This window comes from Myxococcus sp. CA051A (assembly GCF_013336705.1).
GTDB classification, from domain to species: Bacteria; Myxococcota; Myxococcia; order Myxococcales; family Myxococcaceae; genus Myxococcus; species Myxococcus llanfairpwllgwyngyllgogerychwyrndrobwllllantysiliogogogochensis.
In genome coordinates this window covers 37703-61091 of the sequence record NZ_JABUMS010000012.1, presented here as the reverse complement: position 1 = coordinate 61091, position 23389 = coordinate 37703, and the positions used below count along the sequence as shown (strand labels likewise).

The following is a 23389-nucleotide window of genomic DNA, read 5'->3' as shown; positions in this document are numbered from 1 at the left end:
CTCGGCAGCCAGGGGGACTCCCGGCATAGAGTGCGGCCTAGGGGAGGATGCATGACAGAGCGTTTCCGCCGTCGGGCGAAGAAGGGGGGGCTGGCGGCCCTGCTGCTGGTGGGGGTCTGGGCCTTCGCGGCGTGGGACGTGTGTTTGAGCGCCTGGGTGCTGCGTGGGGTGAAGGTGCCCCAGTGCCCGGACGGACAGTTCCGCCAGACGGTGGGCCTGGATGTCCGCTCGGTGGCACGAGGGCTCTCCGGACGCGTCATCATCTGGGCGGACGCGCACGCGCCGGACGCTCGGGGCAGCCTGATGACCGCGCGGGTGCGGCGGGGCTCCGCGGAGCTGTTCCTGGTGGATGCCGAGGGGAAGCAGACGCCCCTGGAGCCGGAGAAGAAGTCCCCGTGGACGCGCGACTCCGACGACACGCTGGGGGCCGAGGTGAAGCTGCCCGAGGTGCCGGACGGCGACTACAAGCTGCGCGCCCGCGTCACCACGCCCCTGGGCACGGACACGGTGGACGCGACGCTGCCGCTCTACGCGCCCGCGGTGGCCCATGTGCTGACGGACCGGCCGCTCTACGAGCCGGGCAACGAGGTGAGCTTCCGCGCGGTGGTGCTGCGCACCCGGGATTTGTCTCCGTTGGATGGGCGGCCCGGGACGTGGTTCCTGAAGGACGCGACGGGAGAGACGGTGCTGGAGGAGCGAGCGCCCGCGGGGCCGTGGGGCGTCGTGGCTGGCAGCTTCCCGTTGGACCGGGGCGCGCCCGTGGGGGTGTGGACGCTGGTGTGGAGCAGCGGGGATACGCAGGCCAGCGCGACGTTCCAGGTGAAGCCCTTCACGCTGCCGCGCTTCCGCGTGGAGGTGTCCAGTCCCCGGCCCTCCTGGCGCGCGGGTGACACGCCCGAGGTGGAAGGCCAGGTGGTGTACGCGTCGGGCGCTCCCGTGACGGACGCGGAGGTGGAGCTGCGGTGGACTGTCTCCGGGGCGTGGCCGCCGCCTCCGGAATGGAGCACGGGAGGACTGCCGCTTCGGGCGCGCTCGGACGCGGCGGGGCGCTTCCGCGTGACGTTGCCTCGCGTGCCGGAGGACCTGCGCGGTCAGGTGACGCTTTTCGCGAGTGTGTCCGTGCGAGACGCCGCGGGGGACCGGGTGGGAGGCGCGGTGGCGCTCCTGCTCTCGGAGGATGCGCTCGCCATCTCCTCGGTGACGGAGCTGGAGGACGGGCTGGTGGATGGCTTCAGCAACCGCGTCTACCTGCGCGCCACCACGCCGGACGGCCGGGTGCTGCCGGGGGCGGAGCTGACGGTGACGCGCGCGTGGGATGCTCGGGACGAGGGCGTGCGCGGCGTGACGGACGAGGACGGCGTGGCGGCCTTCCAACTGGACCCGGGACCGCCCGTCAACGTGGTGGTGCCGCCGTTGCCCGTGCGCCGCCCGCCACGGCCGCCTCCGGTGCGGCTGGTGACGCTGACGAACCTGTTGGAGGAGGACAGCCAGGCGTCGCTGAAGGAGCGGCTCGTGGTGGAGGGCTGGCTGACGTCGCTCTTCCCGTGCGCGCGCTTCATCCCGCCGGATGAGGAAGAGCGGATGGTGAAGCTGGGCGTGCGCGTGGGCGCGGGGGGCGCGGTGACGGAGGTGGGGGGCGAGTTGGACGCGCTCACGGCGTGTCTGGCCCAGGGGGTTCGCGCGCGCACGCTACCCGCGGGTCGAGAGCGCGTCCTCGCTCTGACGTTCGAGGTGCGGGATGCGGGCTTGCCTTGGATGGAGCTGGTGGCGGAGCCGGCCTTTGGTACGGGCACGTCGCTGACGGACGCGCTGGCGCCCCTCGTCAGTGACGCGCGTGCGTGCCTGCCGTCGAAGCTGGAGTCGGGAGATCGCCTGCCGGTGGCGCTGAGCTGGCGGCTGGGCGCGAAGCGGGAGTTGACGACGTCCTGGTCCGCGCTGCCATGGGTGAAGAGCACGCTGAGTCCCTCGGTGGTGGCGTGTGTCCAGGAGCGCCTCGCGCGCGTGAGGCTCACGGGTGACATCGAGGAAGAGGAGTCGATGGGGGTCGTGGGGTTCACGGTTCATTCCGGTGACGATGACTCGGAGACGGAGGGGCAGGCACAGGCCACCACGTTCCTGGGCTACGAGCTGAAGGTCGTGGCGAAGGTGGACGGCAAGCCGGTGGGGGACACGAAGTGGATGTCGCGCCCGGCGATGCTGCCGCCCTTCCGGCTGCGCGCGACACCGGTGCTGGCGCGCGCGGGCGAAGAGGTGCGCATCGACCTGATGCGGGGCCCCGCGTTCGAGGGGACGCTGCCCAAGGAGCTGCACCTCACGGTGGGCAAGCAGGAGCTGGTGGCAAAGCTGGAGAAGGGCTCCACCACGGCGCGCTTCCAACTGCCCGCGGACTTCGAGGGCTGGGCGGAGACGTCGTGGGCGGGGGCTCGGGCGCGGGTGTACGTGGCGCCGCGCGCGCAGCTCTCCGTGGAGGTGTCGTCGGAGAAGCCGGCCTATGCCCCTGGTGACCTGGCGCGGCTCCAGGTGCGCACGCGCGTGGATGGGAAGGATGGGCCCGCGGCGGTGGGGCTCATCGGCGTGGATGAGACCTTGAGCCAGTTGGTGCCGCTGCCGGGCACGGATGCGATGGCGAGCGTGAGGCCCGCGCCGACGGTGTCGCAGCCCGCCTTCGGGGTGCTGGATGGCGTGGCGCTGGCGCAGGGGCGCATCCGGGGCTCCAACGCGGCCGCCGCGGCGCTGCTGCGGGTGAGCGCGGTGCCGACACCCGAGGATGCGGAGACGCGCGTGAGCGCGCGGGCGCGGAGTGAGTTCGACCCGGAGTCCGAGCTGACGGAGCCCTTCTACGCGGTGCTCGCGGAGCTGCACGCGCAGGTGCGTGAGTGGGAGGAGAAGGCGCCGGAAGGTGAGACGCTGAACCCGGCGGGGCTCGCGAAGTTGTGGACCCAGGCGCTGGCGTCCTGCGAGCAGCGGGGCGAGAAGGTGAAGGATGCCTTCGGCCAGCGGCTGCGGCTGTCGCGGCTGCCCAGGGAGTTGCTGGAGCTGACGGACCCGCGTGCGGTGGTGTCGCGTGGGACGCGACTGCCAGAGGACGTGGAGAACTGGAACGCGTGGGTCGCCCGGGAGGCGCCATGATGCGCAAAATCATCGTCGGGGCGGTGTGCCTCATCGTGGCGGCCGGGCTCATGCTGACCCTGTTCGGGGACAACCTCCGGGGCCTTTTCGGAGCGTCCGCGTCCGCGCTGGGAGGCGACTGGGAACCCAATGCCCAGACGATGGGAGTGTCGGCGGACTTCGCCCTCAAGGAGTCGGACGCCCTCGAGGTCGCCGCCGCGCCCATGCAGGCCCCCATGGGAGGGGGCGCGGCGCCGGAAGAGGAGAGAGAGGGCGGCTCCGACAAGCGCCTCGCGCGGGGGAAGGGGGGAGAGCGCTCACCGAGCGGTGGTGGGTTGCTGGAGGAGAAGCCCGCGGCCCCAGGGGCGCCGAGCCGCGCGTGGTTCCCGGAGACGTTCCTCTTCGAGCCGCTGGTGGTGACGGATGAGTCCGGTACCGCGACGCTGCCGGTGCGCGTGCCGGACCGGCTCACCCGCTGGCGCGTGCTGGCGCTGGCGCACTCGCGCACGGGCGCCCAGGCCGGCGCGGTGACGAGCTTCGCGGGGACGCTGCCCACGTACGTGGACCCGGTGCTGCCGGCCTTCCTGCGCGCGGGCGACTCCGTGCGCGTGCCGGTGCAGGTGGTGAACACGACGGATGCGGCCGTGGAGACGTCGCTGAAGGTGGAGGCCACGGGCGCGGCGGTGGAGGGCGCCACGCGCACGGTGCGCGTGCCGGCGCGAGGCAGCGTGGTGGAGTACGTGACGGTGCGCGTGTCGGGCCCGGGGCCCATCGCGGTGCGCGCGGCGCTGGGAGACGCGGACAGCGTGGAGAAGCCCCTGGACGTGTGGCCCACCGGTCGGCCCGTGGTCCAGACGTGGAGCGGCACGCTGGCGGCGCCGCGCACGCTGTCGCTCACGGGCGCCGCGGATGCGCAGGCGGGCAGTGAGCGCGTGCGGCTCCAGGTGTATCCGGGAGGGCTGGGCGTGCTGCGCTCGGAGCTGACGTCGGCGGGGGCTCGCGGGGGTTCGGAGGATGTGGCCTATGCGCTGCTCCTGACCGGGCGCGCGCCGGAGCTGCTGACGGCGCTGGGCGAGCCCCAGGCGGCCGAGGTGCTGAAGGCGGCCCTCTCCCCGAAGGGCGCGCGCGTGGCGTCACCGCCGGAGGCGGCGGGAGGGCTCGTGGACGCGGAAGGCGTGCGGGTCCTCGTGGCGCAAGCGACGCAGCGCGCGCTGCGGCTGGGGCGCACGCCGGACGTGGTGTCCGCGACGTTGTTGGTGGAGGGAACGCTGCTCCATCCGGACAACCCGGTGCTGGCGCGGCTGGGCGAGCGGCTCGCGGGCTGGGTGGCCGCGGCGCAGCGTCCGGACGGCACGTGCCAGGGGGGTGAGGGCTGGACGCTCCAGCGACTGCTGGTGGCGACGGCGGATTGCGCGCGAGCGGTGGCGGCGGCGTCCGGGACGCCTGGGGGGCAGCGGCGCGCGGCGCGCTTCTCCACGCTGGCGTCGGGCGCGTTGGAGCGCAACCGGGCGCACGTGAAGGACGGCTACACGGCGGCGTCCCTGCTGGCGAGCGGCATCGTGACGGGCGCGCTGCGGGACTCGCTGCGGGCCCAGGTGCGTGACGCGCTGAAGAAGCGCGAGGACGGCGCCGCGTACCTGCCGGTGGAGTCGGGCGTCGTGGCGGCCAATGGGGAAGCGCCCTCGGAGGCGGAGGCCACCGCGCTGGCGGTGCTGGGCCTGGAGGGTGACGCGAAGGCGCCGCTGGCGGACCTGGGCGCCTCGCTGCTCGCGGGCTACGGGCCGGCGCGGGGCTGGGGCGGAGGCCGGGCGAACCGGCTGGCGCTCAAGGCCGTGGTGGCGCTCTTCAAAGAGCCGCTGCCCGCTCGGGTGCGCGTGGTGCTGGAGCGCGACGGGAAGCCCGTGGCCGAGGGCACCTATGACGCCAAGGCGCTGCGCGAGGTGCTGTCGCTGGAGGCCCCGGCGGCGGGCTCGGCAGGCGCGCATGTCTGGACGGTGCGAGCGGAGCCCGCGGTGCCGGGCCTGGGCTTCGCGCTGGCGTTGTCCGCCGCCGTGCCGTGGAAGCAGGAGGCGCAAGGGGGACTGGAGCTGGCCGTGGACTCGCCCCGGGAGGCGAAGGTGGGGCAGCCCGTGGAGGTGACGATGCAGGCCTCCACGCCCTCGGGCCTCGAGTTGGAGCTGCGGCACGGGTTGCCCGCGGGCGTGCAGGTGGACGCCGCGAGCCTGGACGCGCTGGTGGCGGTGGGGAGTGTCGCGTCGTGGACCTCGGAGGATGGCGCGGTGACGCTGAAGCTGCGGCCCCGGGGACAGGGAGAGCCCTTCCAGGTGCGCTTCCGCGTCATCCCCACGCTGGCGGGGACGCTCCAGGCGGGCGCCTCCTCGCTGCGGGTGGTGGCGCGGCCGGACCTCGTCTCCTACGTACCTCCCGCTACGTGGGCGGTGCGCTGAGGCGGGGTCCTCGACGACTTCGGACCCGGGCCTCGTTGCGGAGGGCCCGGTAACGAGTGTCCGCTCGCGGGCTTCTGGACCCGGCACATCAGGGCAGAAGGGCGGCTGCCACTGGGAATCCGCTCGGCGAATACAGAAGATTCATCGCAGCGTCGGCAGGCCGGGGAAGGCTTCGTCAGTGGTTCTTCACGGGTGACACCATGGAGCTCGACGGCGCGGAGAGAGACGAGTTGCTGTTGGCGATGCTGGGGGCGTTTCCCTCGGTGGAGGACCTTCGCCGGGTGGTGGCCTCGGTGTGCCACCGGGATTTGGAAGCGCTCGTTCCCACGGGCGGCCCGAGGGAGCGGGCGTCGGGACTCATCCATCGCGCGGAGTCGGAAGGCTGGACGCGGGAGCTCGTGACGGGCATGCACGGTGCCCATCCGCGCCATCCGCGGCTGCATCGCTTCATGCAGGGCTATCTCGCCTCGGTGCAGCGGAGCATTCCGCGGCGCAGCCTGGAGCGCATCGTCGGTGCCTGGAGCGAGGCCGGCGGCGCGGATGGGTGGCGCCGGAGACTGGCCGCGATAGAGCGGCGCGTGTGCCGGGTGGAGCCGGTGTTGGGCGCGTCCCTGGGCACGGGGTTCCTGGTGTCGCGCGACGTGGTGCTCACCAACTTCCACGTCATCGAGAACCGGCTCCTGGAGTCGCTGCGCGTGCGCTTCGACCACAAGGTGTTGCCGGACCGGACGTTGCTCCAGCCGGGGACACGCTACGCGGTGAAGCGGTGCATCGCGCGCAGTTCGTACAGTCCCGCGGACCTGATGCACCCCCGGCCCCGCGAGGCGACGGTGGACGAATTGGACTACGCCTTCCTCCAGGTGGAGGGCGCGCCGGGCGACGAGCGGGTGGAGGGCGAGCCCCGGGGCTGGCTGGAGCTGCCCGAGGAGGAGGTGCCCTTCGTCGTGGGAAGCCTGGCGCTCATCGTCCAGCACCCGGAGGGACAGCCGATGAGCGTGGTGCTGGACGAGTTCCTGTCCGTCAACGCGTCACGCACGCGTGTGTCCTATCGGACCTCCACGAGCCCGGGGTCCTCGGGCGCGCCGTGTTTCACCCAGGACTTGCGGCTGGCCGCGTTGCATCACAGCGGAGGACCGCGCCTGCCGTCCGCCACGGGACACAACGAGGGCATTCCCACGGACACCATCCGCCGCGGCCTGTCCCCGGAGGTGAAGGCGCTCCTGGGCTGGGAGTGAGGGTGTGAACTGGAGGCGGGGGACGCGCCTGTTATCGTCGGTGGATGTTCGTCCTCGATGCCCGTTGCCGCCGCCGTGGTCAGGGCCTCCCGCGCCTGGTGTTGCTCGTGGTGCTCACTGCGTCGAGCGTCGCGCTGGCGCAGACGCGGCTGCGCGTGGCCGGCGCCACGGCCAGCAACGAGGTGAAGCTGCGCACGACGTCCGAGGACTTCCGGACGGTGCTGCGTGTGGACCTGCTGTCGCCGCCTCCGGGTGACGCGGGCGTGGAGGAGGCGCTCCCCGGCGGCGTGACGGTGCTGGTGGACCCACTGCAGGCAAGTGACGGCTCCCAGGTGACGCTGACGGCCGTCGTGCGCGAGGCAGGCTCCGAGGACGCGGGCACGGCGGTGTCCAACTCGCCGTCCATCTCCGCGAGGGCCCCGCTGCACCTGGAGGTGAGCGGAAAGCTGCCGACGGCGGGGGACTACACGGGGCAACTGGTGCTGGTGCATGCGGGTGGGCGCGAGACGACGGCGCTCATCGTCACGCGGACGCAGGCGGTGCCGGTGGTGCAGTTCGTGGCGACGTCGCCCGCGGTGGCCTCGTCGGGCTGGGGCCTGGGCACGGTGGATGCGACGGTGCGGCTGCCCTTCAAGGAGACGGCGGGCGTGACGGGGAAGGTGGCCGCGCCCCGGTTGCTCCAGCTCCAGCACAAGGCCCCGGACCTGGGGGCGACGCTGGTGCAGCCGCGCTTCGACGGCGCCAGCTTCTCGCTGGAGGGCGGCGGGAAGGGCGGCAAGGACCTGGAGCTGTCGGCCGCGGTCGACTCGGTGCTGGTGCCGGCGAATGGCAGCGGCACGCTGTTGTTGCACCTGCGTGGGTTGGACGGGCCGGGCGAGTACACGGGCACGGTGCGGATGGCGGTGCCGCAGGGAGTGGCGGTGGAGCAGCCCTTCACCGTCTGGGTGAGGACGCCGTGGCTGTGGGGAGCGTTGCTCATCGCGGCGGGCGCGGTGTCGTCGTACGGCGTGCGCCTGTACACGCAGAACATCCGGCCCCGGGCGCAGCAGCTCCAGCGGGCGCAGGCGCTGCGGCGGCGCGCGGCGGTGCTGCTCAATGGTCAGGACGAGGAGACCCGGCGGGTGGGGCTGGAGGTGCGCGCGCGCATCGACTCGCTCGTCTCCCGGATTCGTGGGCCGTTGCGAGGAGGCCGGGTGGCGGAGGCGGAGCTGGCCCGAGTGGAGCCGGAGCTGCGGCTGTATGAGGCGTGGTGCACCGGGACGCGCGAGCTCCAGGCGCTGCCCCGGGAGTTGCGGCCTGCGCAGGCGAGCACGCTGCTGGACGAGGCGGAGACGTCGCTTCGCATCGGGAAGGTGCCGACGGAGCGACTGGAGGAACAGCTCAAGGCGCTGCGCGGGCAGAACGTGGAGGAGCTGGCGCGGGCGGGGCTGAAGGCGAAGCTGGCGGAGCTGGAGACGCAGGCGCGCGCGCTGGCGCAGAAGCTGGGGGATGACAGCCTGGGCTTCCGGCTGATGTACGAGCTGTTGCCGCTGCTCCAGGACGTGCGCGCGCGGCTGGACCAGGGAGACCTGGCGACCGCGCGGCAGCAGTTCGAGATGGCCCGTCGCTCCTACTTCGACGTCCTCTGCGCGGAGCTGTCGCTGGCGGTGGCCTCGCCGCGCAATCCCCGGGGCTTCTCGCTGGAGGAGTGGCGCGAGCTCACCACGGACGTGAAGGAGCGGCTGAAGCAGGCGCGGGCCCGTGCGGATGTCAGCGTGGACGACGGCTTCCGGTTGTACCAGGGCGCGTATGCGCACTACGTGCGGCGGCTCCTGCTGGAGCTTCGTGGAGCACTGGAGGAGGCGCGGAGCACGGCCAGCGATGCGCAGAAGGCGGAGCTGGACAACGCGGAGGCGAAGCTGCGCGAGGCGATGCTGGCGCTGGCGGCGGAGTCTCCACACGAGGCCGCCGCGAAGTACCGCGAGGCACGCGACATCCTTCATCACGCGCAGACGGGCCAGGTGCGCAAGCGCATCGACGGGCTGCGCGAGGAGGTGGCGCGCAAGCGAAGCGAGGCCACCGCGGATTCCGAGCTGCATGAGCTGGGGCACATCGACTCGCTGCTGAACGAGGCTCAGCTGGCGCTGACGCCGGAGACGCTGCAGGACGCGGACTACAAGGCGGACAAGGCGCGGCTGGCGCTCCAGAGCTACCCGAGTCCACAGAGCGCCAGCATGAGCGGCAGGATGGGGATTCCCGCGGGGAGGGAGTCGCTGTTGGCCAATGCGGCCTCCGCGCCAGAGGTGCCCTCGGCCAGCGCGCCCACGGGAGGCAGCCTGCCGTCGCTGCCGGAGGCTCCGGGCGATGACGACGCGGATTCCGCGGGTGGGCTCGGCGCGCTGGAGGGCATGCCGCTGCCTTCGCCGCGTCATCTGTGGCTGGTGGAGCTGGCGCTGCTGGTGCTGCTGACGGGCGTGGCGGTGGTGCTGGGACTCCAGCTCCTCAACGTCTTCTCTCCGACGTGGGGAGGCTTCGGCGCGGGCATGACGGCGTTCCTCTGGGGCTTCGGACTGCACCAGGTGGGCAATGCCAGCTTCGAGGGCCTCTCCGGCCTGTTGACGCGCGTGGAGCGGCGGGGCGGCGCGAGTGATGGGGGCGGCGGTTCCTGAGCGCCCGCGTCATGCCCGGCTCGAGAGGCCGGGTCTGGGCGGCAATTTATGACGGCGCCGCAATGGCTGTCATGGCTCGGGTTGATTTGTCATTCCTGGGGACTTGCGCGATTTGAGTTGAATCCCTAGTGGTGGGCGTATGTCCAAAGACAAGGCAGTCCCCCCTGTCCGTTGCTCGGCGGTGTCCTGGCGTTCCACGGTGGTGAGCGCGCTTGCCCTGGTCGCCGTCTGGGTGGGCGGCGCGCCCCAGATGGCTCATGCGGAGGAAGACGCGGCGGTCTCCACGCTGGAGGCGAGTCTGGCTCCGTTCTTCGGCTCGGGCCATGGCATCACCGTGCATGCGGTGCGGCCCATCACGGACCGGCTCATCGACGTGGAGATTTCCACGGCGCTCGTCTCGCTCAACGCCGTCTATGACCCGCGTCACCATGTCCGTGTGTTGTTGCCCACGGGCTACGAGCAGAACCCGGGCTTGCGCTATCCCGTCGTGTACCTGCTGCATGGAGGCGCTGGAGCGAACTCCGCGCAGTGGGTGGAGTTCGGTGCGGCGTATGCGATTACGGAGAACATGCCGGTCATCACCATCATGCCGGACGGTGGCAAGGTGGGTTGGTACACGAACTGGGTCTTTCCTCGCGGGGTGAATCAGGCGTGGGAGGAGTTCCACCTGAACCAGTTGATTCCGTGGGTGGACCAGAACCTGCGCACGCTCGCGTACAAGAAGGGGCGGGCGATTGCCGGCCTGTCGATGGGAGGCTTTGGGGCCATCAGCTACGCGGCGCGGCGGCCGGACCTGTTCGCCTATGTGGCCAGCTTCTCCGGGGCGCTGGACCTGGGGGACTCGGGCATCCGCGCGCTCATCACCGAGGAGGCCACGCGGTGGCTCCAGAACTCGGACGGCCCGTTTGGCTCGCCGTTCTGGCCGTTCGACCAGGCGTGGAACATGAACAATCCGCTGGGGCGCGCGGCGGGGCTACGGGGCGTGGCGGTGGCGCTCTACGCGGGTTCGGGCACGTGGGATGGAGATGTGCTGGAGCGTGTTCCGGGAGCATCGACGGACCGCTTCCACCACGCGCTCAACGGCGCGGGGGTGCCGCACCACTACGAGATGTATGGCCGCCCCCTGCCGGGGCAGAAGCCGTTCGGCTGCGACGGCGGCCACAACTTCAGCTGCTGGAACTACGCGTTCTTCGACGTGCTGCCGAGGATGTTGTCGGTGCTCGACGGACCCTGAAGTTCCGTCTGGGAGAGCTGGCGTTGCTCGAAGAGGTCCAGGGCGACGTCCAGCGTCCCGTCGACGGCGCGGTTGACCCAGCGGACCATTCCATACGTGCCGGAGAGGGCGGCGTCATGGAGGGATTGCAGGGCGCCCACGGGTGCGTCGAGCGTGGGAATCAACCGCAGCACCTCGAAGGGCTTCGCGGCGCTGGAGCGGTGGATGCGCTCCACCGCCATGGCGCCCTGCTCGACGGCATCGTGTACCAGGTCCTTCACACCACGTAGGCGAGTCATGAGGCCTCCACTGCGAGCGATTCGCGGAGCCGCGCGTAGACATCCGCGTGGTGGGCGAGGGTGACGTGGTCGATACCTGCGACCACCTTGACGTTTTCCGGCGGGAACAGCGGGCTCGTATCACGCGGGCCGGTGCGGCCGGAAGCGCTCGCCAGGGAGACGACGCCGTCACCGAACATGGCGGACAGCCACTGTCCCTGCTGGCCGAGCGCCCCGACGATGAGGTGGTGGGCGATACCCGGCGGAGGGAGCAAGGGCTTGCATGGGGACGCGGTGTCTTCCCAGTCCTGTCGGCGCAGTCGCGCGACGCCCAGGTCCTTCACGCCGCTGCTGCGCAGGTCGACGACATCGGCGACCAGACGCGTGTAGGGATTGGGCACGGCGCGGAGCACCTGGGCGACGACGGTGCCCATGCGCTCCAGGGGGCTGCCGAAGTGGGGCACGCCGATGGAGTACGAGCGGCGCACGTGGGAGAGCCAGGACAGGCAGCTCTCGGAGGCGATGTGACAGGCGCTGCGCAGGACGAGGCCGCCCATGCTGTAGCCGACGAGGACGAGTTCGGTGATGGGGACGGGGAACTCGGCGATGAGGCGTTGCAGGAGGTTCGCGAGGGCCTCGCCGTTGTCGGAGATGTGCAGGCCGGTGTTGTAGCGGAGGTAGAGAGGGGTGAAGCCCGCGTCGCGCTCCAGGAGGGTGCCGTAGTCGGTGGTGGGCTCTGTGGGGAAGGCCCAGACAGCCTCGGTGACGGCGAGTCCGTGGACCCAGAGGGCCACGCGTCCTGTCGACTGGGGATGGGCGGCGCGCAGGGCCTCGCGCTCGACGGGGAGGGGACGGCCCTCGTGGTAGAGGCCCATGGGCGTGGCGAGCGCGTTGTTCTGTCGGTGGAGGTAGTCGCCCAGCACGCCGTTGAGCACGCCGAGCGCGACGTCCACCTTGCCCACGCGAGGCTTGGGCGGAGCAGGGAGCGCCGCTTCGGCGGGAGAGGACGAGACCACCGGGAACCCAGGCTCGGAGTCTGGGGTTTCAGGCCCTTCCGAAGTCGTCATTCAGTACCTCCACGCGCAGTGTGACACGATGCGTCATGGAAGTCGAATCACGGCCTAGACGCAGGGACGCTCCCTCTCAGGGCGGCCGTCCTTGCCACTGGATGAGCCCTCTCCTTCAGCCCGTAGCCCCGCTCACTTCCGCCGTTCCTGAATCGCCTTGAACACGATGCGGTCCAGGAAGCCCGGGGTGAACAGCTTCAGGTACTGACCCACCTTGCCCTTGGTGGTCATCACCACCTCGCGCTCACGTTGATCCATGGCCTTCAGGATGATGGACACGCACGTGCCCACGTCCATGTTGCCTTCCGTCTCGTCGTGCGCGCTCACCTGCAGCGGCTTGCCGTCCTTGCCCAGCGCGTTGGCGCGCACGTTCGTCGCCACGAAGCCCGGGCACACCACCGTCACGTCCACGCCCGTCCCCATCAACTCCACGCGCAGCGAGTCGAAGAACCCATTCATCGCGTGCTTGCTCGCCGCATAGCCCGAGCGCGCGGGCACGCCCGTCTTCCCCGTCAGTGACGACACCGCCACCAACAACCCGCGCCGTGCCTTCAGGTGTGGCAGCGCATGGTGCGTGCAGTACACCGCGCCCAGGTAGTTGATGCGCATCAGCCGCTCGAAGAGCGTCAGGTCCGTGATGTCCTCGAACCGCGCGTCCATGGAGATGCCCGCGTTGTTGACGAGCACGTCCACGCCGCCGTACGCCTCCACCGCGCGGTCCACCATCCGCCGACACGCCTCCGGGTCCCCCACGTCCGTGGCGACCGCGATGGCCTTCCCGCCCGCCGCCTCGCACCGCTGCTTCACCCGCTGGAGGGCGTCCTCACTCCGCGCGGCCAGCACCAGATTCGCGCCCCGCGCCGCGAGCGCCACCGACAGCTCCTCGCCGATGCCCATGGAAGCACCGGTGACCACCACGCTCTTGCCTTGCATGGCCCGCATTGTCGCCCCGCACTCCCAGCGCGTCGAGGACGTCCGCCCAGGCCTACACCCGCGCACAGCGGCCCGCTCCGAAAAATAAACCCGGTAACACTTTCCGGAACCCGCGGTGTTCCGTTCGCGCCAACGCATTTCGAGAGGGGAACGAACACCATGTCGTCCATCGCGGTCATCGCCCAGGTCCCAGCCGAGAATCTCGGCTGGCTCAGCAGCAAGCTGCTCGGTGTCACACTGACGTCCGCCGAGTGGGTGCTGTGGATCCTGGTCGTCCTCTCCGTGCTCTCCATCGCCATCATGTTGGAGCGCACGGTGTACTTCGCCCGGAATCGCCTCCCGGACTCGGAGTCGCTCGCGGTGCGACTGGCGCGCGGCGAGCTCGAAGCGGTGCGCGTGGCCATCCAGGGACGCCGAGGCATGGAGGCCGCCATCATCCGCGAGGGCCTCGCCTCCGCCGAGCAAGGCGCCGACTCCGTTGAGCAGGTGATTGCCTCCACCATGGCTCGCGAGCGCCCCCAGTACGAGCGCTTCCTCTCCTTCCTCGGCACGCTCGGCAACAACGCGCCCTTCATCGGCCTGTTCGGCACGGTGCTCGGCATCATCAAGGCGTTCCACGATTTGGGCTCCGCGGGCGTGAAGGGCGCGGCGATTCAGCAGACCGTCATGGGCGGCATCTCGGAAGCGCTTGTCGCCACGGCGGTGGGCCTGGCCGTCGCGATTCCCGCCGTCGTCGCCTTCAACATCTTCAACCGCCAGCTCAAGACGCTCACCAGCCGCGCCAACGCCCTGGGCCACGCCCTGGTCGGCAGCCTGCGCGCGGAGGTCCGCTAGTCATGGCCGGCGGCTCGCAGCAGGACGACGAGGAAATCACTGGCATCAACGTCACCCCGTTGGTGGACATCGTGTTGGTGCTGCTCATCATCTTCATGGTGACGGCCAACTTCATCGTCCGCGAGACGGTGGAAGTGGACCTGCCCCGCGCGGCCAATGGCGGCGAGACGGTGCAGGGGCTCGTCAACGTGGTGCTCGACAAGGAGGGCAAGCTCTACTTCGACGGCGCTCCAGTGAGCGAAGCCGAGCTGTCCACCAAGGTGTCCGAGGCCGTCGCCAAGGACAAGGACACTCGCGCCATCATCAGCGCCGACCAGAGCATCGCGTACGGCCAGGTGATGCGGCTCATCGACACCGTGAAGGGTCACGGCATCGCCAAGTTCGCGCTCAACATCGAGAAGGACGTCGCGCCCGCGCCGCGGGGCTGACGCGAAGGCCATGAGTACGAGCGTGCTCGAAAGTGGTGTCCTGCCCCGACGAGGCGGCAGCGGATTGTTCATGGGCTTCGTCACCGGCTCGTTCCTGCTGCACGGGCTGGGGCTGGTGGTGTTGCACACCCGCCCGCCGGAGCGTCCCGCGCCGCAGCGTCCCGTGGAGTTGGTCATGGTGGAGGTGACGAAGCCGCCTCCGCCCCCGCCGCCCGTGGTGGAGGAGCCGAAGCCGGAGCCTCCGCCGCCGCCCAAGGTCCGCGTGAAGCCCCCGCCCATCAAGGTCGCCGAGGCGCCCAGGCCGCTGCCTCCGCCTCCCGTGGATGCGCCGCCCCCGCCCAATGAAACCCCGCCGCCGAGCGCGAAGCCCGCGCCCCTGGTGGTCGGCATCTCCATGTCCTCCACCACGAGCGCGGGAGGTTTCGCGGCGCCGGTGGGCAATACCCTCTATGGTCGCAACGCCGAGAAGGCCAAGGCGCCGCAAGAGGTGAAGGCGTACAGCGCGCCCAAGTACACGCCCATCTACCAGGTGGACCGTGAGCCGCAGCTCGCCAGCGAGGTGAAGATTCCCTACCCGGATGAGGCACGCCGCGCGGGAATCGAGGGCACGGTGACGCTGTCCATCACCATCGACACCGAAGGCCGCGTGGTGAATGCGCGCGTGCTGAATGGGCCCGGGCACGGTCTGGAAGAAGCCGCGCGCACCGCCATCCTCCGCTTCCGCTTCCGTCCCGCCTTCAAGGGAGGCGAAGCAGTGTCCACGGAGATGAAGTACGCCTATACGTTCCTGCTCGATTGAACATCCGCTCCCGCCGGGAGAGGGTCGGAGCGGGGGAGTGCACCGGTGGGCCCCATTCACATCCACGGCCCGTCCATGCCCGCCGGCTCCTCCTGCACGCCTTCACTCCGCCCCTCTGCCGTCGGGAGCCCGACTCTCTTCACGCCCCTGTCCCTGAAAGCCCCATGTCCTCGAACGTGAAAGCCCGCGTCGCGCTCGCCGCCGCCTCCCTCTGGGTGGCGACTCCGGCGCTCGCCCAGGCACCTCAACCTGGAGCCCCCGCCGCCGAGTCGCCTCCGGCCGCGCAGCCCACCATCACCAAGCCCCCGGAGCTGGTGCAGCAGGTCCAAGCCCAGTACCCCGCCGAGGCGCTCGCGCAGGGCCTCACCGCCTCCGTGCGCCTCATCATCACCATCGCCGAGGATGGCGCGGTGACGGACGTGCAGTCCGCGGAGCTCGCGGGGCACGGCTTCGACGAGGCGGCCATCGCCGCCGTGCGCCAGTTCCGCTTCTCGCCCGCCGAGGTCGACGGCGTGCCCGCGCCGGTGCAGGTGGAGTACGTCTACCACTTCACCCTCAACGCGCCCCCGCCGACGGAGGGCCAGGTCGCCGCCGAGCCCGAGGCGCCCAAGGCGACGCTCACCGGTCAGCTCATCTCCCGAGGCAGCCGCTCACGCGTGGCCGGCGCCACCGTGCGCTGCGGTGACGACGCGGACGCCGCCGAGGCCGTGTCCGACGCGGACGGCCGCTTCACCCTGGAGGTCCCCCCGGGCGAGTGCGCCGTGCGCGTCATCGCCTCCGGCCATCAGCTCTACCAGACGAAGGAGACGCTGAAGGCGAACGAGACGACGGAGGTGAACTTCTATCTGGCTCCGGCCGGCAGCGCCTTCGAGACAGTGGTGCGCTCCGAGCGGCCGAAGAAGGAAGTCGTCCGCCGCACGGTGACGCGCGAGGAGGCGCAGAAGACGCCAGGGACGTTTGGTGACCCCATCCGCGTCCTCCAGACGCTGCCGGGCGTGGCGCGCGCGCCCTTCATCTCGGGTGACTTGCTGGTGCGCGGCTCCAACCCGGGCCAGACGGCGACGCTGATGGACGGCGTGCGCATCCCCAACCTCTTCCACCTGCTCGGTGGACCGTCGGTGGTCAACGCCGAGTTCATCGACTCGCTCGACTTCTTCCCGGGTGGCTACGGCAGTCAGTATGGCCGCGCGGTGGGCGGTGTGGTGGACGTGGCCACGCGCAAGGGCGCCGCGGACACGGTGCATGGCTCCGTGAAGGTGGACCTGCTCGACGCGGGCTTCTTCGTGGAGGCGCCCATCACCGAGGGCATCAGCGTGGCGGCCTCCGCGCGGCGCTCGTACATCGACACGCTGCTGCCCGCGGTGCTGCCGGACGACGAGGGCAGCACGCTCTCCATCGTCCCCGTGTACTGGGACTACCAGCTGCGAGTGGACTTCGGCGCGCCGCGCGGCTCCACGCCGGAGCCTGGGGCCGCGCGCAGCACCGGCTACATCATGGCCTTCGGCAGCGACGACAAGCTGCGCCTGGTGTCCGGTGGTGAAGAGGAGAACCGCGACATCTCCCTGGACACGCACACCGTCTTCCACCGTGTGAAGGGCGACTGGACGTACCGCAAGGGTCCGCTCACCACCGTCTTCACGCCGTACGTGGGCCTGGACTTCTTCGACATCAGCTTTGGCCAGTACATCGAAAACGACTCCATCTACTCGCTGGGCGCGCGCGAGGTGGTGTCGCTGGAGCTGTCCGATACGCTCACCCTGCGCACCGGTCTGGATGTCTACTTCGAGCACGTGAAGGTGGACGTGCAGGCCCCGTCTCCGGAAGGCACCGAGTACGTGCCCTTCCCGGGCAATGACCCGGTCGCGGAGCTCATTCACGAGAAGCTCACCATCAACGGCTTCGACGGCGCGCTCTTCGCCGAGGCGGACTTCAAGTGGGGCCCGCTCACCGTGACGCCGGGCGTGCGTGGCAACCTCCAGAAGGTGGGTGGCACGCGCAACCTGCTCTTGGACCCTCGGCTGTGGGTCCGCTACGCGGCCACCGAGCGGACCTCGCTCAAGGGCTCGCTCGGCCTCTACAGCCAGCCGGCGGACACCTTCCAATTCATCTTCTCCCCCTACGGCAATCCGCTGCTGGGCTACCAGCGCGCGTTCCAGTCGAGCCTCGGTGTGGAGCAGAAGCTGGGGGACGTGTGGAACGTGGACGTCACCGGCTTCTTCAACCGCCGCTTCGAGAACGTGGTGGCGCCGGGTGATGTCCGCGCCACCGACGAGGGGAGCTTCACGCAGGACCGCTTCGTCAACGCGGGCATCGGCAAGGCCTATGGCGTGGAGTTGATGGTGAAGAAGGACCGCGCCGCCGCGACGGACAAGTGGTACGGCTGGCTGTCGTATACGCTCAGCCACGCGGAGGACGGTCGCGCGGGCGCCAAGCCCCGGGTCGACGGTGCCTTCGGCGACGACGGTCCTCCAGGCATCAGCGAGGCCACCTACGGTCTGAGCATCTGGGACCAGACGCACATCCTCACGCTGGTGGCCAACTACGTGCTGGGCAATGGCTGGGAGCTGGGCGGACGCTTCCGCCTCACCACCGGTCGACCGACGACGCCGCTGGTGCATCCGCATGACGTCTACAACTCGGACTCGAACAGCTACGAGCCCACCTATGGCCGCTCGCTCTCGGCGCGGACCTCCACGTTCCATCAGCTCGACGTCCGGGTGGAGAAGGGCTGGCGCTTCGACAACTGGACGCTCGCGCTCTACCTCGACGTGCAGAACCTCTACAACGCGGAGAACGTCGAGTTCGTCTTCAATGACTACCGGTTTCGCGACGAGGTGGAGATACCGGGCATCCCCATCCTCCCCGTGCTGGGCGTGAAAGGAAGCTTCTGATGAATACCTGGCTCAAGTATGGGGCGCTGTTGCTCACGCTCGGCGCCGTCGCCTGTGTCGACCCCGATGACCGGCCGTCCATCGTGCATGACCTGCGCGTGCTGGGCATCGCCGTGGAGCGCCCGGAGTTGATGGCTCCGACGTGCGAACTCACCGCGGAGGCGCTGGAGGTCCTCACCGAGGAGGTGTCCTACCGCGCGCTGGTGGTGGACCCCGCGGGCGAGGGGCGCGCCCTCTCCTACACCCTGTGGGCCTGCGCGGACCCGGAGGACTTCCTCTGCGAGAACACCGCTCTGCGCGTGCAACTGGCGCAGGGCACCACGACGGCGGGCGAACTGGTGGTGCCCATCCGGCCCGGTGCGAGCACGCTGCCGGACGGCACGCTGCTGCTGGACAAGGTGCGGCAGGCGGACCCCTACGAGGGCTTCGGTGGGCTGCGCATGCCGCTGGTGCTGAACCTCAGCGCGGGGAGCGAGGCCATCTACGCGCAGAAGCTGATGGTGTTCTCCTGCCCGCTCGTGCCCGGCATGGCGCCCAACCAGCAGCCGGAGCTGCAAGGGCTTCGCCTGGAGGGTCAGCCGTGGGCGGAGGAGGCGCTGCCCGAGTTGACGGGACAGGGGCCGTTCGTGATTACGGCCGAGGACGTGTCCGCCCTGGAGGAGGCCTATGTGGTGCCCGGGTTCCGGCAGGAGTCCGTGTCGCTCAAGGAGGCCTGGTCCATCAGCTGGCATGTGTCGCTGGGAGAAATCCCGGACGAGGAGACGGGCGGCGCCGACTTCAACGGCGAGCCTGGGCGGCACCGCGTGGAGTGGGAGCCTCCCGAGAAGGACGGCGTCGCTCAGGAGGTCACCTTCTGGGCCGTGGCGCGGGACGGGCGAGGAGGCAGCACCTGGCTCATCCGCAAGGCCCGCTGGTCGCCTTAGCGTCGTGAGGATGGCTCGCAAGGGGGCGGCCATCCGAGGTATGCCCCCGGTGCTCACGCGAGGCCGGGCCGGGGCTGGAGCGGGGTGGGAAGCGGATGATGAGACGGAGCACAGCGCGCGGGTGGGGACGCGTGGCCAGCGTGCTGGCCGCGTGGGTGCTGGTGGCGTGGGGCGTGGGCTCTCGGGCCGCTCCGCTCGAGGAGGCGCCTGACGCGGCGCTGCGCCGCTTCGCGCTCGTCGTCGGCTCCAGTGAAGGCGGGCCCGGGCGCGAGCGCTTGCGCTATGCGGGCTCCGACGCGCTGGCCATGTCGCGCGTCCTGGAAGAGCTGGGCGGCGTGGCCACCGCGGACCGGGTGCTGCTGTTGGAGGCGGACCGGGACGCGCTCCTGTCTGCGCTGGAGCGGCTCAAGACGCTGGTGGAGGGCGCGGCCGTGCCCGGCGTGCGGCGCGAGCTGGTGGTGTACTACTCGGGCCACTCGGACGCGGATGGCCTGTTGCCGCGCGGCGAGCGCGTCACCTACGGCGACCTGCGCAAGCTGATGGGCCTGGTGCCGGTGGACGTGCGCATCGCCATCCTCGACTCGTGCGGCTCCGGTGCGCTCACCCGCTTCAAAGGCGGACTGCGGCGTCCGTCATTCCTCACGGACATGTCCGCGCAGGTGCGAGGCCATGCGTATCTGGCTTCCAGCTCCGCGGATGAGGTGGCGCAGGAGTCGGATGCCATCGGCGCGTCCTTCTTCACGCACTTCCTCGTCACGGGCCTTCGCGGCGCGGCGGACACCACGGGAGATGGACGAGTCACGCTGCACGAGGCGTATCAGTTCGCCTTCCACGAGACGCTGGCGCGCACGGAGCGCTCGCAAGGTGGCCCGCAGCACGCGGCCTATGACATCCAGTTGGCGGGCAGTGGCGACCTGGTGATGACGGACCTGCGGGGCTCCAGCGCGCGCCTGCGGGTGGCGGAGGACGTGCAGGGCCGCCTCTTCGTTCGCGACTGGGGCAACCAGCTGGTGGCGGAGCTGCAGAAGCCCGCGGGGCGACGGCTCTCGCTGGGCCTGGAGGCCGGGCGCTACCACGTCACGCTGGAGCGCCCCACGCAGCGCTTCGAGGCGGAGCTGCTGGTGGGGACGAAGGGTGACGCGGAGCTGCGCGTCGGTGACTTCGTTCCGGTGACGCTGACGCGCACGGCGGCGCGCGGAGGCACCGTGTCGTCGGACGCGCCGCTCGCGCGCGAGGGGGCGCTGGAGGACATGCCCTCCGTGCCCATCAACCTGTCGCTGGTGCCGCCGCTGTCCACGAGTGCGTTGTGGGGCGGTGGTGGCCTCAACAACGTGGCGCTGGGGGGGCTCGCGGTTCGCTCGTTCCAGCTCCGAGGGGTGGGCGCGGCGGCGGGGTTGGGCTGGGTGGACGGGACGATGGAGGGCGTGCAGTTGGCGGGCATCGCCAACGTCACGGGCGGCGAGGCGCTGGGGTTCCAACTGGCGGCGGGTGGCAACCTCGCCTTCGGTGGAGCGACGGGCGGGCAGTTGGCGGGCATCATCAACTACTCGGAGCGGTCGTTCTCCGGGTTCCAGCTCGCGGCGGTGGGAAACCGCTCGGACGCGGACATGCATGGGCTCCAGCTCGTGGGCGGCGTCAACATGGTGGAGAACCTCACGGGCGCGCAGATTGGTGTCTTCAATCTGGCCGGCAGCGTGACGGGCGCGCAGGTGGGCATCATCAACGTCGCGGGCAACGTGAGCGGAGTGCAGCTCGGGTTCATCAACATCGCCGATGATGTGTCGGTGCCCATCGGTCTGCTCAGCCTGGTGCGCAAGGGGCGCATCGCCTTCGAAATCTGGTCCGACGAAGTCACGCCGCTGTCCGTGGGCGTGAAGTACGGCAGCCGCACGGTGCACGTGCTCGCGAGCATCGGCATGAAGGACCTGGAGGGCGACTCCTGGCGCACCGTCACGTCGTTGGGCGTGGGCGTGCATCTGCCCTTTGGTGACTCGGACCGCTACTACGCGGACATCGACCTCTCCATCGGTGGCTGGCAGCCCAAGCTCTTCGGTGACGGCACGGAGAACAACCTCTATCGCCTGCGCGGCAGCGTGGGCTGGGAGCTGAAGCGGCGCTTCGCCCTCTTCGGCGGTGTGTCGCTCAATGCCTACAAGCCGCCGGACGACAACCCGGACAAGGGGATGACGTGGATGCCGCAGTGGCAGACGGGGCGCGGGCCCACGGGCACGCGCATGTGGCCCGGCCTGTTCCTGGGCGTGCGCATCTGACGCGCGGGCGTCAGTCGCGCAGCAACCACTCCAGCAGCTCCTTCGCCGCGTCCACGTGGACGAAGTGGCCCGCGCCCGGGAGCGTCGCCACCGGGCAGCCCGCGGCCTCCAGGCGAGCGGCCTCCGCGTCGGAGACGTAGCGCGAGCGGCCTCCCCGGATGCAGCGCATGGGGGGGCGGTCCTTGCGCTCCACCGCGGCCCACAGGTCCGTGCCATTCACGCGCGAGTGCAGCTCCGCGAGGGCCTGTCGGTCGAAGCGCCAGCGCACGCCGTCGCCGTCCGCCACCAAGTTCATCACCAGCCAGTCCGCGAGTCCATCAGACAGTCCCTTGGCGGTGAGCGTCGCCCGCATCTCCTTGCGGTTCGGCGCGCGGGGTGGGGCCTGGAGGAGGATGCCCAGCACCATGCCGCTGTCGGACAAGTCGTAGGGTACGGGGCCGGGGGCGATGTCGAGCAGCGACACGCGGGAGACGGCCTCGGGGACGTGGAGGCTGGCGGCGAGGGAGACACGTCCGCCCAGCGAGTGGCCCACCCAGTCGAGCGCGCCGGTGAAGCCCTGGGCGCGGGCGGTGTCGAGCACGTCGCGGGCGAGGGTGTAGAGGTCGGCGCTCGGGGGTGGGACGGGAGAGGCGCCGTGGCCGGTGAGGTCCGGCATCAGGAAGCGGCGCCGAGGGTCCGCGGCGCTCCACGCCATCGCCAGGGAGCGCAGGTTGCGTCCCGTGCCAAGGAAACCGTGCAACAGCACCGTGGGCACATCCCCCTCACCGACCTGGAAGCTCTCGAGGACCACGCGACTCACGCCTTTCTGGCCGGCCCGGAGTATTGACCTGGGGGTGGGCCGTGCCGCTTCATACCGCGAACTTCTCTTCAACGAGGTCGCCTCGCGTGTCCACTGTCTCCCTGTTGTTGTTCGTGCTCGCCTCCGCTCCCGTGACGGGAACCGCCACGGACCCCAAGGCCGCTATCACCACCGTGCTGGATGACTGGCACAAGGCCGCCGCCCAGGCGGACGAAGCGCGCTACTTCGGGTACTTCACGCCGGACGCCGTCTACATGGGCACGGACGCCACGGAGCGGTGGTCGCGCGACGAGTTCCGCGCCTGGTCAAAGCCGTACTTCTCCAAGGGCAAGGCGTGGAGTTTCAAGGCGGTCTCCCGCCACATCACCGTGTCGAAGGACGGCGCGGTCGCGTGGTTCGACGAGACGCTGGACACGCCGAACCTGGGACCCAGCCGGGGCAGTGGTGTGCTGGTGAAGGATGGCGGCACCTGGAAGATTGCCCAGTACAACCTGTCCATTCCGATTCCGAACGACCTCATGGATGAGGTGGTGAAGCGCATCCAGACGCAGGCGCCTGCGAAGCCCGCGCCGGCTCCCGCGCCTCCGGCTCCGAAGAAGAAGTAGCGGTGCGGGGTCGCGATGCGGTGCGCGTGCTACCGCGACCTCACTCAAGGCGCGCTCCTTTTCGTCAGGTGGGATTTGCTCCATCCCGTGACGAGGGCGGTGTCACCTGCTCACCGAGCCGCGAGGGCAACAGCACTCGCGGAATCACTCCGAGCACGGCCCGAAGCTGGGACTCCTTCCCCAGCGTCCTCAACCGCTCCCGCGCGATGACGAGCAGGAGCGCGTTGAATCCGAAGGCCACGAGCACGTGCCACCACGCGTGGAACTGGGGATTGGGGATGCCTCGCGCGGGCAGTGTCTCGTTGAGCGTGGGGCAGAACTGGATGTCGCTCACCCACAAGACAATCGCGAGCGCATAGGCCCCGATGCCGAGCTGGAACAGCCGCTTCGTGCCTGCGTCAGGACTGCGTCGCTGGAGGAAGTACGTCCGGCCCAGCGCGAAGAACTCCAGTGACGCGAAGCTCACCTGGAAGAGGAAGAACTGCACCGCGCCCCGGGTGAACGCCGTCAGGTACGTCACGAGCAGCGCGTGCCCGAACAACGCCCACGGGAACCAACTCCCGAACCGTTGCCGCGGCCGGTCCTCCAGCAGGATGTAGACGATGACGATGGCCAGATAGAGCATCGGCAATTCGTCCAACATCTGGTGCTCGCGGCGCAGCGTCATGTGGAACGCCGTGCTGCCCACGCCCACCAACGCGAGCAACGCGAAGGCGAGGAGGAACCGCCGCTCAAGCACGCGTCGGTGCAGCACGACGCCCAGCACGCCCGTGAGGACCAGCATGAGACTGGACGCCGAGTTGAACAGCTCTCCGATGTGGAACAGGTGCTGGTAGTTCGTCTCGCACCAGTCCACCGTCGAAGTGCTCGGGCCCCAGAAGCCCGTCGTGGTCGAAGACATGATGCCCGGG

At 70.4% G+C, this 23389-nt stretch carries 17 protein-coding genes; 12 read left to right on the top strand and 5 right to left on the bottom strand.

Annotation, left to right across the window (positions count from 1 at the left end):
- Positions 1-51 precede the first annotated feature (51 nt).
- From HUA74_RS30355 to HUA74_RS30335, 5 genes are all read left to right on the top strand, one after another.
- Positions 52-3129, top strand: coding sequence for an MG2 domain-containing protein (locus HUA74_RS30355; protein WP_174457337.1), 3078 nt, complete (start codon positions 52-54; stop codon positions 3127-3129).
- The gene (locus HUA74_RS30350) at positions 3126-5555 is read left to right on the top strand and encodes an alpha-2-macroglobulin family protein (protein ID WP_174457336.1); all 2430 of its coding nucleotides are present in this window, start codon (positions 3126-3128) and stop codon (positions 5553-5555) included. Before HUA74_RS30355 ends, HUA74_RS30350 begins: the two co-directional genes overlap by 4 nt.
- A 200-nt stretch (positions 5556-5755) precedes the next feature.
- Positions 5756-6790, top strand: a complete 1035-nt coding sequence (locus HUA74_RS30345) for a trypsin-like peptidase domain-containing protein (protein WP_174457335.1) — start codon at positions 5756-5758, stop codon at positions 6788-6790.
- Positions 6791-6897: 107 nt separating this feature from the next.
- The gene (locus tag HUA74_RS30340; protein ID WP_371817326.1) at positions 6898-9438 is read left to right on the top strand and encodes a hypothetical protein; all 2541 of its coding nucleotides are present in this window, start codon (positions 6898-6900) and stop codon (positions 9436-9438) included.
- A 139-nt stretch (positions 9439-9577) separates the two neighbouring features.
- Positions 9578-10672 (top strand): alpha/beta hydrolase family protein, encoded by a 1095-nt coding sequence (locus HUA74_RS30335; RefSeq protein ID WP_254625312.1) that lies wholly within the window; start codon positions 9578-9580, stop codon positions 10670-10672.
- Here the strand turns inward: HUA74_RS30335 and HUA74_RS30330 are convergent.
- From HUA74_RS30330 to HUA74_RS30320, 3 genes are all read right to left on the bottom strand, one after another.
- The gene (locus HUA74_RS30330; RefSeq protein WP_174457333.1) at positions 10618-10950 is read right to left on the bottom strand and encodes a hypothetical protein; all 333 of its coding nucleotides are present in this window, start codon (positions 10948-10950) and stop codon (positions 10618-10620) included. The two genes, HUA74_RS30335 and HUA74_RS30330, sit on opposite strands and share 55 nt — an antisense overlap.
- Positions 10947-11996 (bottom strand): triacylglycerol lipase, encoded by a 1050-nt coding sequence (locus HUA74_RS30325; protein ID WP_254625311.1) that lies wholly within the window; start codon positions 11994-11996, stop codon positions 10947-10949. Before HUA74_RS30325 ends, HUA74_RS30330 begins: the two co-directional genes overlap by 4 nt.
- Before the next feature lie 132 nt (positions 11997-12128).
- Positions 12129-12938 carry an SDR family oxidoreductase gene (locus HUA74_RS30320; protein WP_174457332.1) on the bottom strand — a complete coding sequence of 270 codons (810 nt, stop codon included), beginning with the start codon at positions 12936-12938 and terminating at the stop codon, positions 12129-12131.
- A 150-nt stretch (positions 12939-13088) separates the two neighbouring features.
- Here HUA74_RS30320 and HUA74_RS30315 point away from each other — a divergent pair, with 150 nt between their 5' ends.
- The 6 genes from HUA74_RS30315 to HUA74_RS30290 all read left to right on the top strand — a co-directional run bounded on the left by HUA74_RS30315 (position 13089) and on the right by HUA74_RS30290 (position 21074).
- Positions 13089-13763 carry a MotA/TolQ/ExbB proton channel family protein gene (locus tag HUA74_RS30315; RefSeq protein ID WP_141643607.1) on the top strand — a complete coding sequence of 225 codons (675 nt, stop codon included), beginning with the start codon at positions 13089-13091 and terminating at the stop codon, positions 13761-13763.
- Between the two features lie 2 nt (positions 13764-13765).
- Entirely contained in the window at positions 13766-14191 is a 426-nt protein-coding gene (locus HUA74_RS30310; RefSeq protein WP_141643606.1) for a biopolymer transporter ExbD, read from the top strand.
- Positions 14192-14201: 10 nt separating this feature from the next.
- Positions 14202-14990: an energy transducer TonB gene (locus tag HUA74_RS30305; protein WP_141643605.1), complete on the top strand. Its 789-nt coding sequence runs from the start codon at positions 14202-14204 to the stop codon at positions 14988-14990.
- 164 nt (positions 14991-15154) lie between these two features.
- The gene (locus tag HUA74_RS30300) at positions 15155-17881 is read left to right on the top strand and encodes a TonB-dependent receptor (protein WP_174457331.1); all 2727 of its coding nucleotides are present in this window, start codon (positions 15155-15157) and stop codon (positions 17879-17881) included.
- On the top strand, positions 17881-18804 hold the full coding sequence (locus HUA74_RS30295) for a hypothetical protein (protein ID WP_141643603.1): 924 nt from the start codon (positions 17881-17883) through the stop codon (positions 18802-18804). The genes HUA74_RS30300 and HUA74_RS30295 overlap by 1 nt, the downstream gene beginning before the upstream one ends.
- A gap of 95 nt (positions 18805-18899) precedes the next feature.
- Complete coding sequence (locus tag HUA74_RS30290) at positions 18900-21074, top strand: caspase family protein (protein WP_174457330.1); 2175 nt, start codon at positions 18900-18902, stop codon at positions 21072-21074.
- Between the two features lie 10 nt (positions 21075-21084).
- On the opposite strand, the gene HUA74_RS30285 is transcribed toward HUA74_RS30290, so the two are convergent.
- Entirely contained in the window at positions 21085-21864 is a 780-nt protein-coding gene (locus HUA74_RS30285; RefSeq protein ID WP_141641010.1) for an alpha/beta fold hydrolase, read from the bottom strand.
- 95 nt (positions 21865-21959) lie between these two features.
- On the opposite strand from HUA74_RS30285, the gene HUA74_RS30280 reads away from it, so the two are divergent.
- Positions 21960-22478, top strand: coding sequence for a nuclear transport factor 2 family protein (locus tag HUA74_RS30280; RefSeq protein ID WP_174457329.1), 519 nt, complete (start codon positions 21960-21962; stop codon positions 22476-22478).
- Between the two features lie 64 nt (positions 22479-22542).
- Here HUA74_RS30280 and HUA74_RS30275 read toward each other — a convergent pair whose 3' ends face one another.
- The gene (locus HUA74_RS30275; RefSeq protein ID WP_174457328.1) at positions 22543-23379 is read right to left on the bottom strand and encodes a ceramidase; all 837 of its coding nucleotides are present in this window, start codon (positions 23377-23379) and stop codon (positions 22543-22545) included.
- Positions 23380-23389 lie beyond the last annotated feature (10 nt).

Coding starts and splice junctions, on each gene's coding strand:
- HUA74_RS30305 (WP_141643605.1), top strand. CDS start 14,202: ATGAGTACGAGCGTGCTCGAAAGTGGTGTCCTGCCCCGACGAGGCGGC.
- HUA74_RS30295 (WP_141643603.1), top strand. CDS start 17,881: ATGAATACCTGGCTCAAGTATGGGGCGCTGTTGCTCACGCTCGGCGCC.
- HUA74_RS30350 (WP_174457336.1), top strand. CDS start 3,126: ATGATGCGCAAAATCATCGTCGGGGCGGTGTGCCTCATCGTGGCGGCC.
- HUA74_RS30300 (WP_174457331.1), top strand. CDS start 15,155: ATGTCCTCGAACGTGAAAGCCCGCGTCGCGCTCGCCGCCGCCTCCCTC.
- HUA74_RS30290 (WP_174457330.1), top strand. CDS start 18,900: ATGATGAGACGGAGCACAGCGCGCGGGTGGGGACGCGTGGCCAGCGTG.
- HUA74_RS30330 (WP_174457333.1), bottom strand. CDS start 10,950: ATGACTCGCCTACGTGGTGTGAAGGACCTGGTACACGATGCCGTCGAG.
- HUA74_RS30310 (WP_141643606.1), top strand. CDS start 13,766: ATGGCCGGCGGCTCGCAGCAGGACGACGAGGAAATCACTGGCATCAAC.
- HUA74_RS30315 (WP_141643607.1), top strand. CDS start 13,089: ATGTCGTCCATCGCGGTCATCGCCCAGGTCCCAGCCGAGAATCTCGGC.
- HUA74_RS30325 (WP_254625311.1), bottom strand. CDS start 11,996: ATGACGACTTCGGAAGGGCCTGAAACCCCAGACTCCGAGCCTGGGTTC.
- HUA74_RS30355 (WP_174457337.1), top strand. CDS start 52: ATGACAGAGCGTTTCCGCCGTCGGGCGAAGAAGGGGGGGCTGGCGGCC.
- HUA74_RS30345 (WP_174457335.1), top strand. CDS start 5,756: ATGGAGCTCGACGGCGCGGAGAGAGACGAGTTGCTGTTGGCGATGCTG.
- HUA74_RS30335 (WP_254625312.1), top strand. CDS start 9,578: ATGTCCAAAGACAAGGCAGTCCCCCCTGTCCGTTGCTCGGCGGTGTCC.
- HUA74_RS30275 (WP_174457328.1), bottom strand. CDS start 23,379: ATGTCTTCGACCACGACGGGCTTCTGGGGCCCGAGCACTTCGACGGTG.
- HUA74_RS30320 (WP_174457332.1), bottom strand. CDS start 12,938: ATGCGGGCCATGCAAGGCAAGAGCGTGGTGGTCACCGGTGCTTCCATG.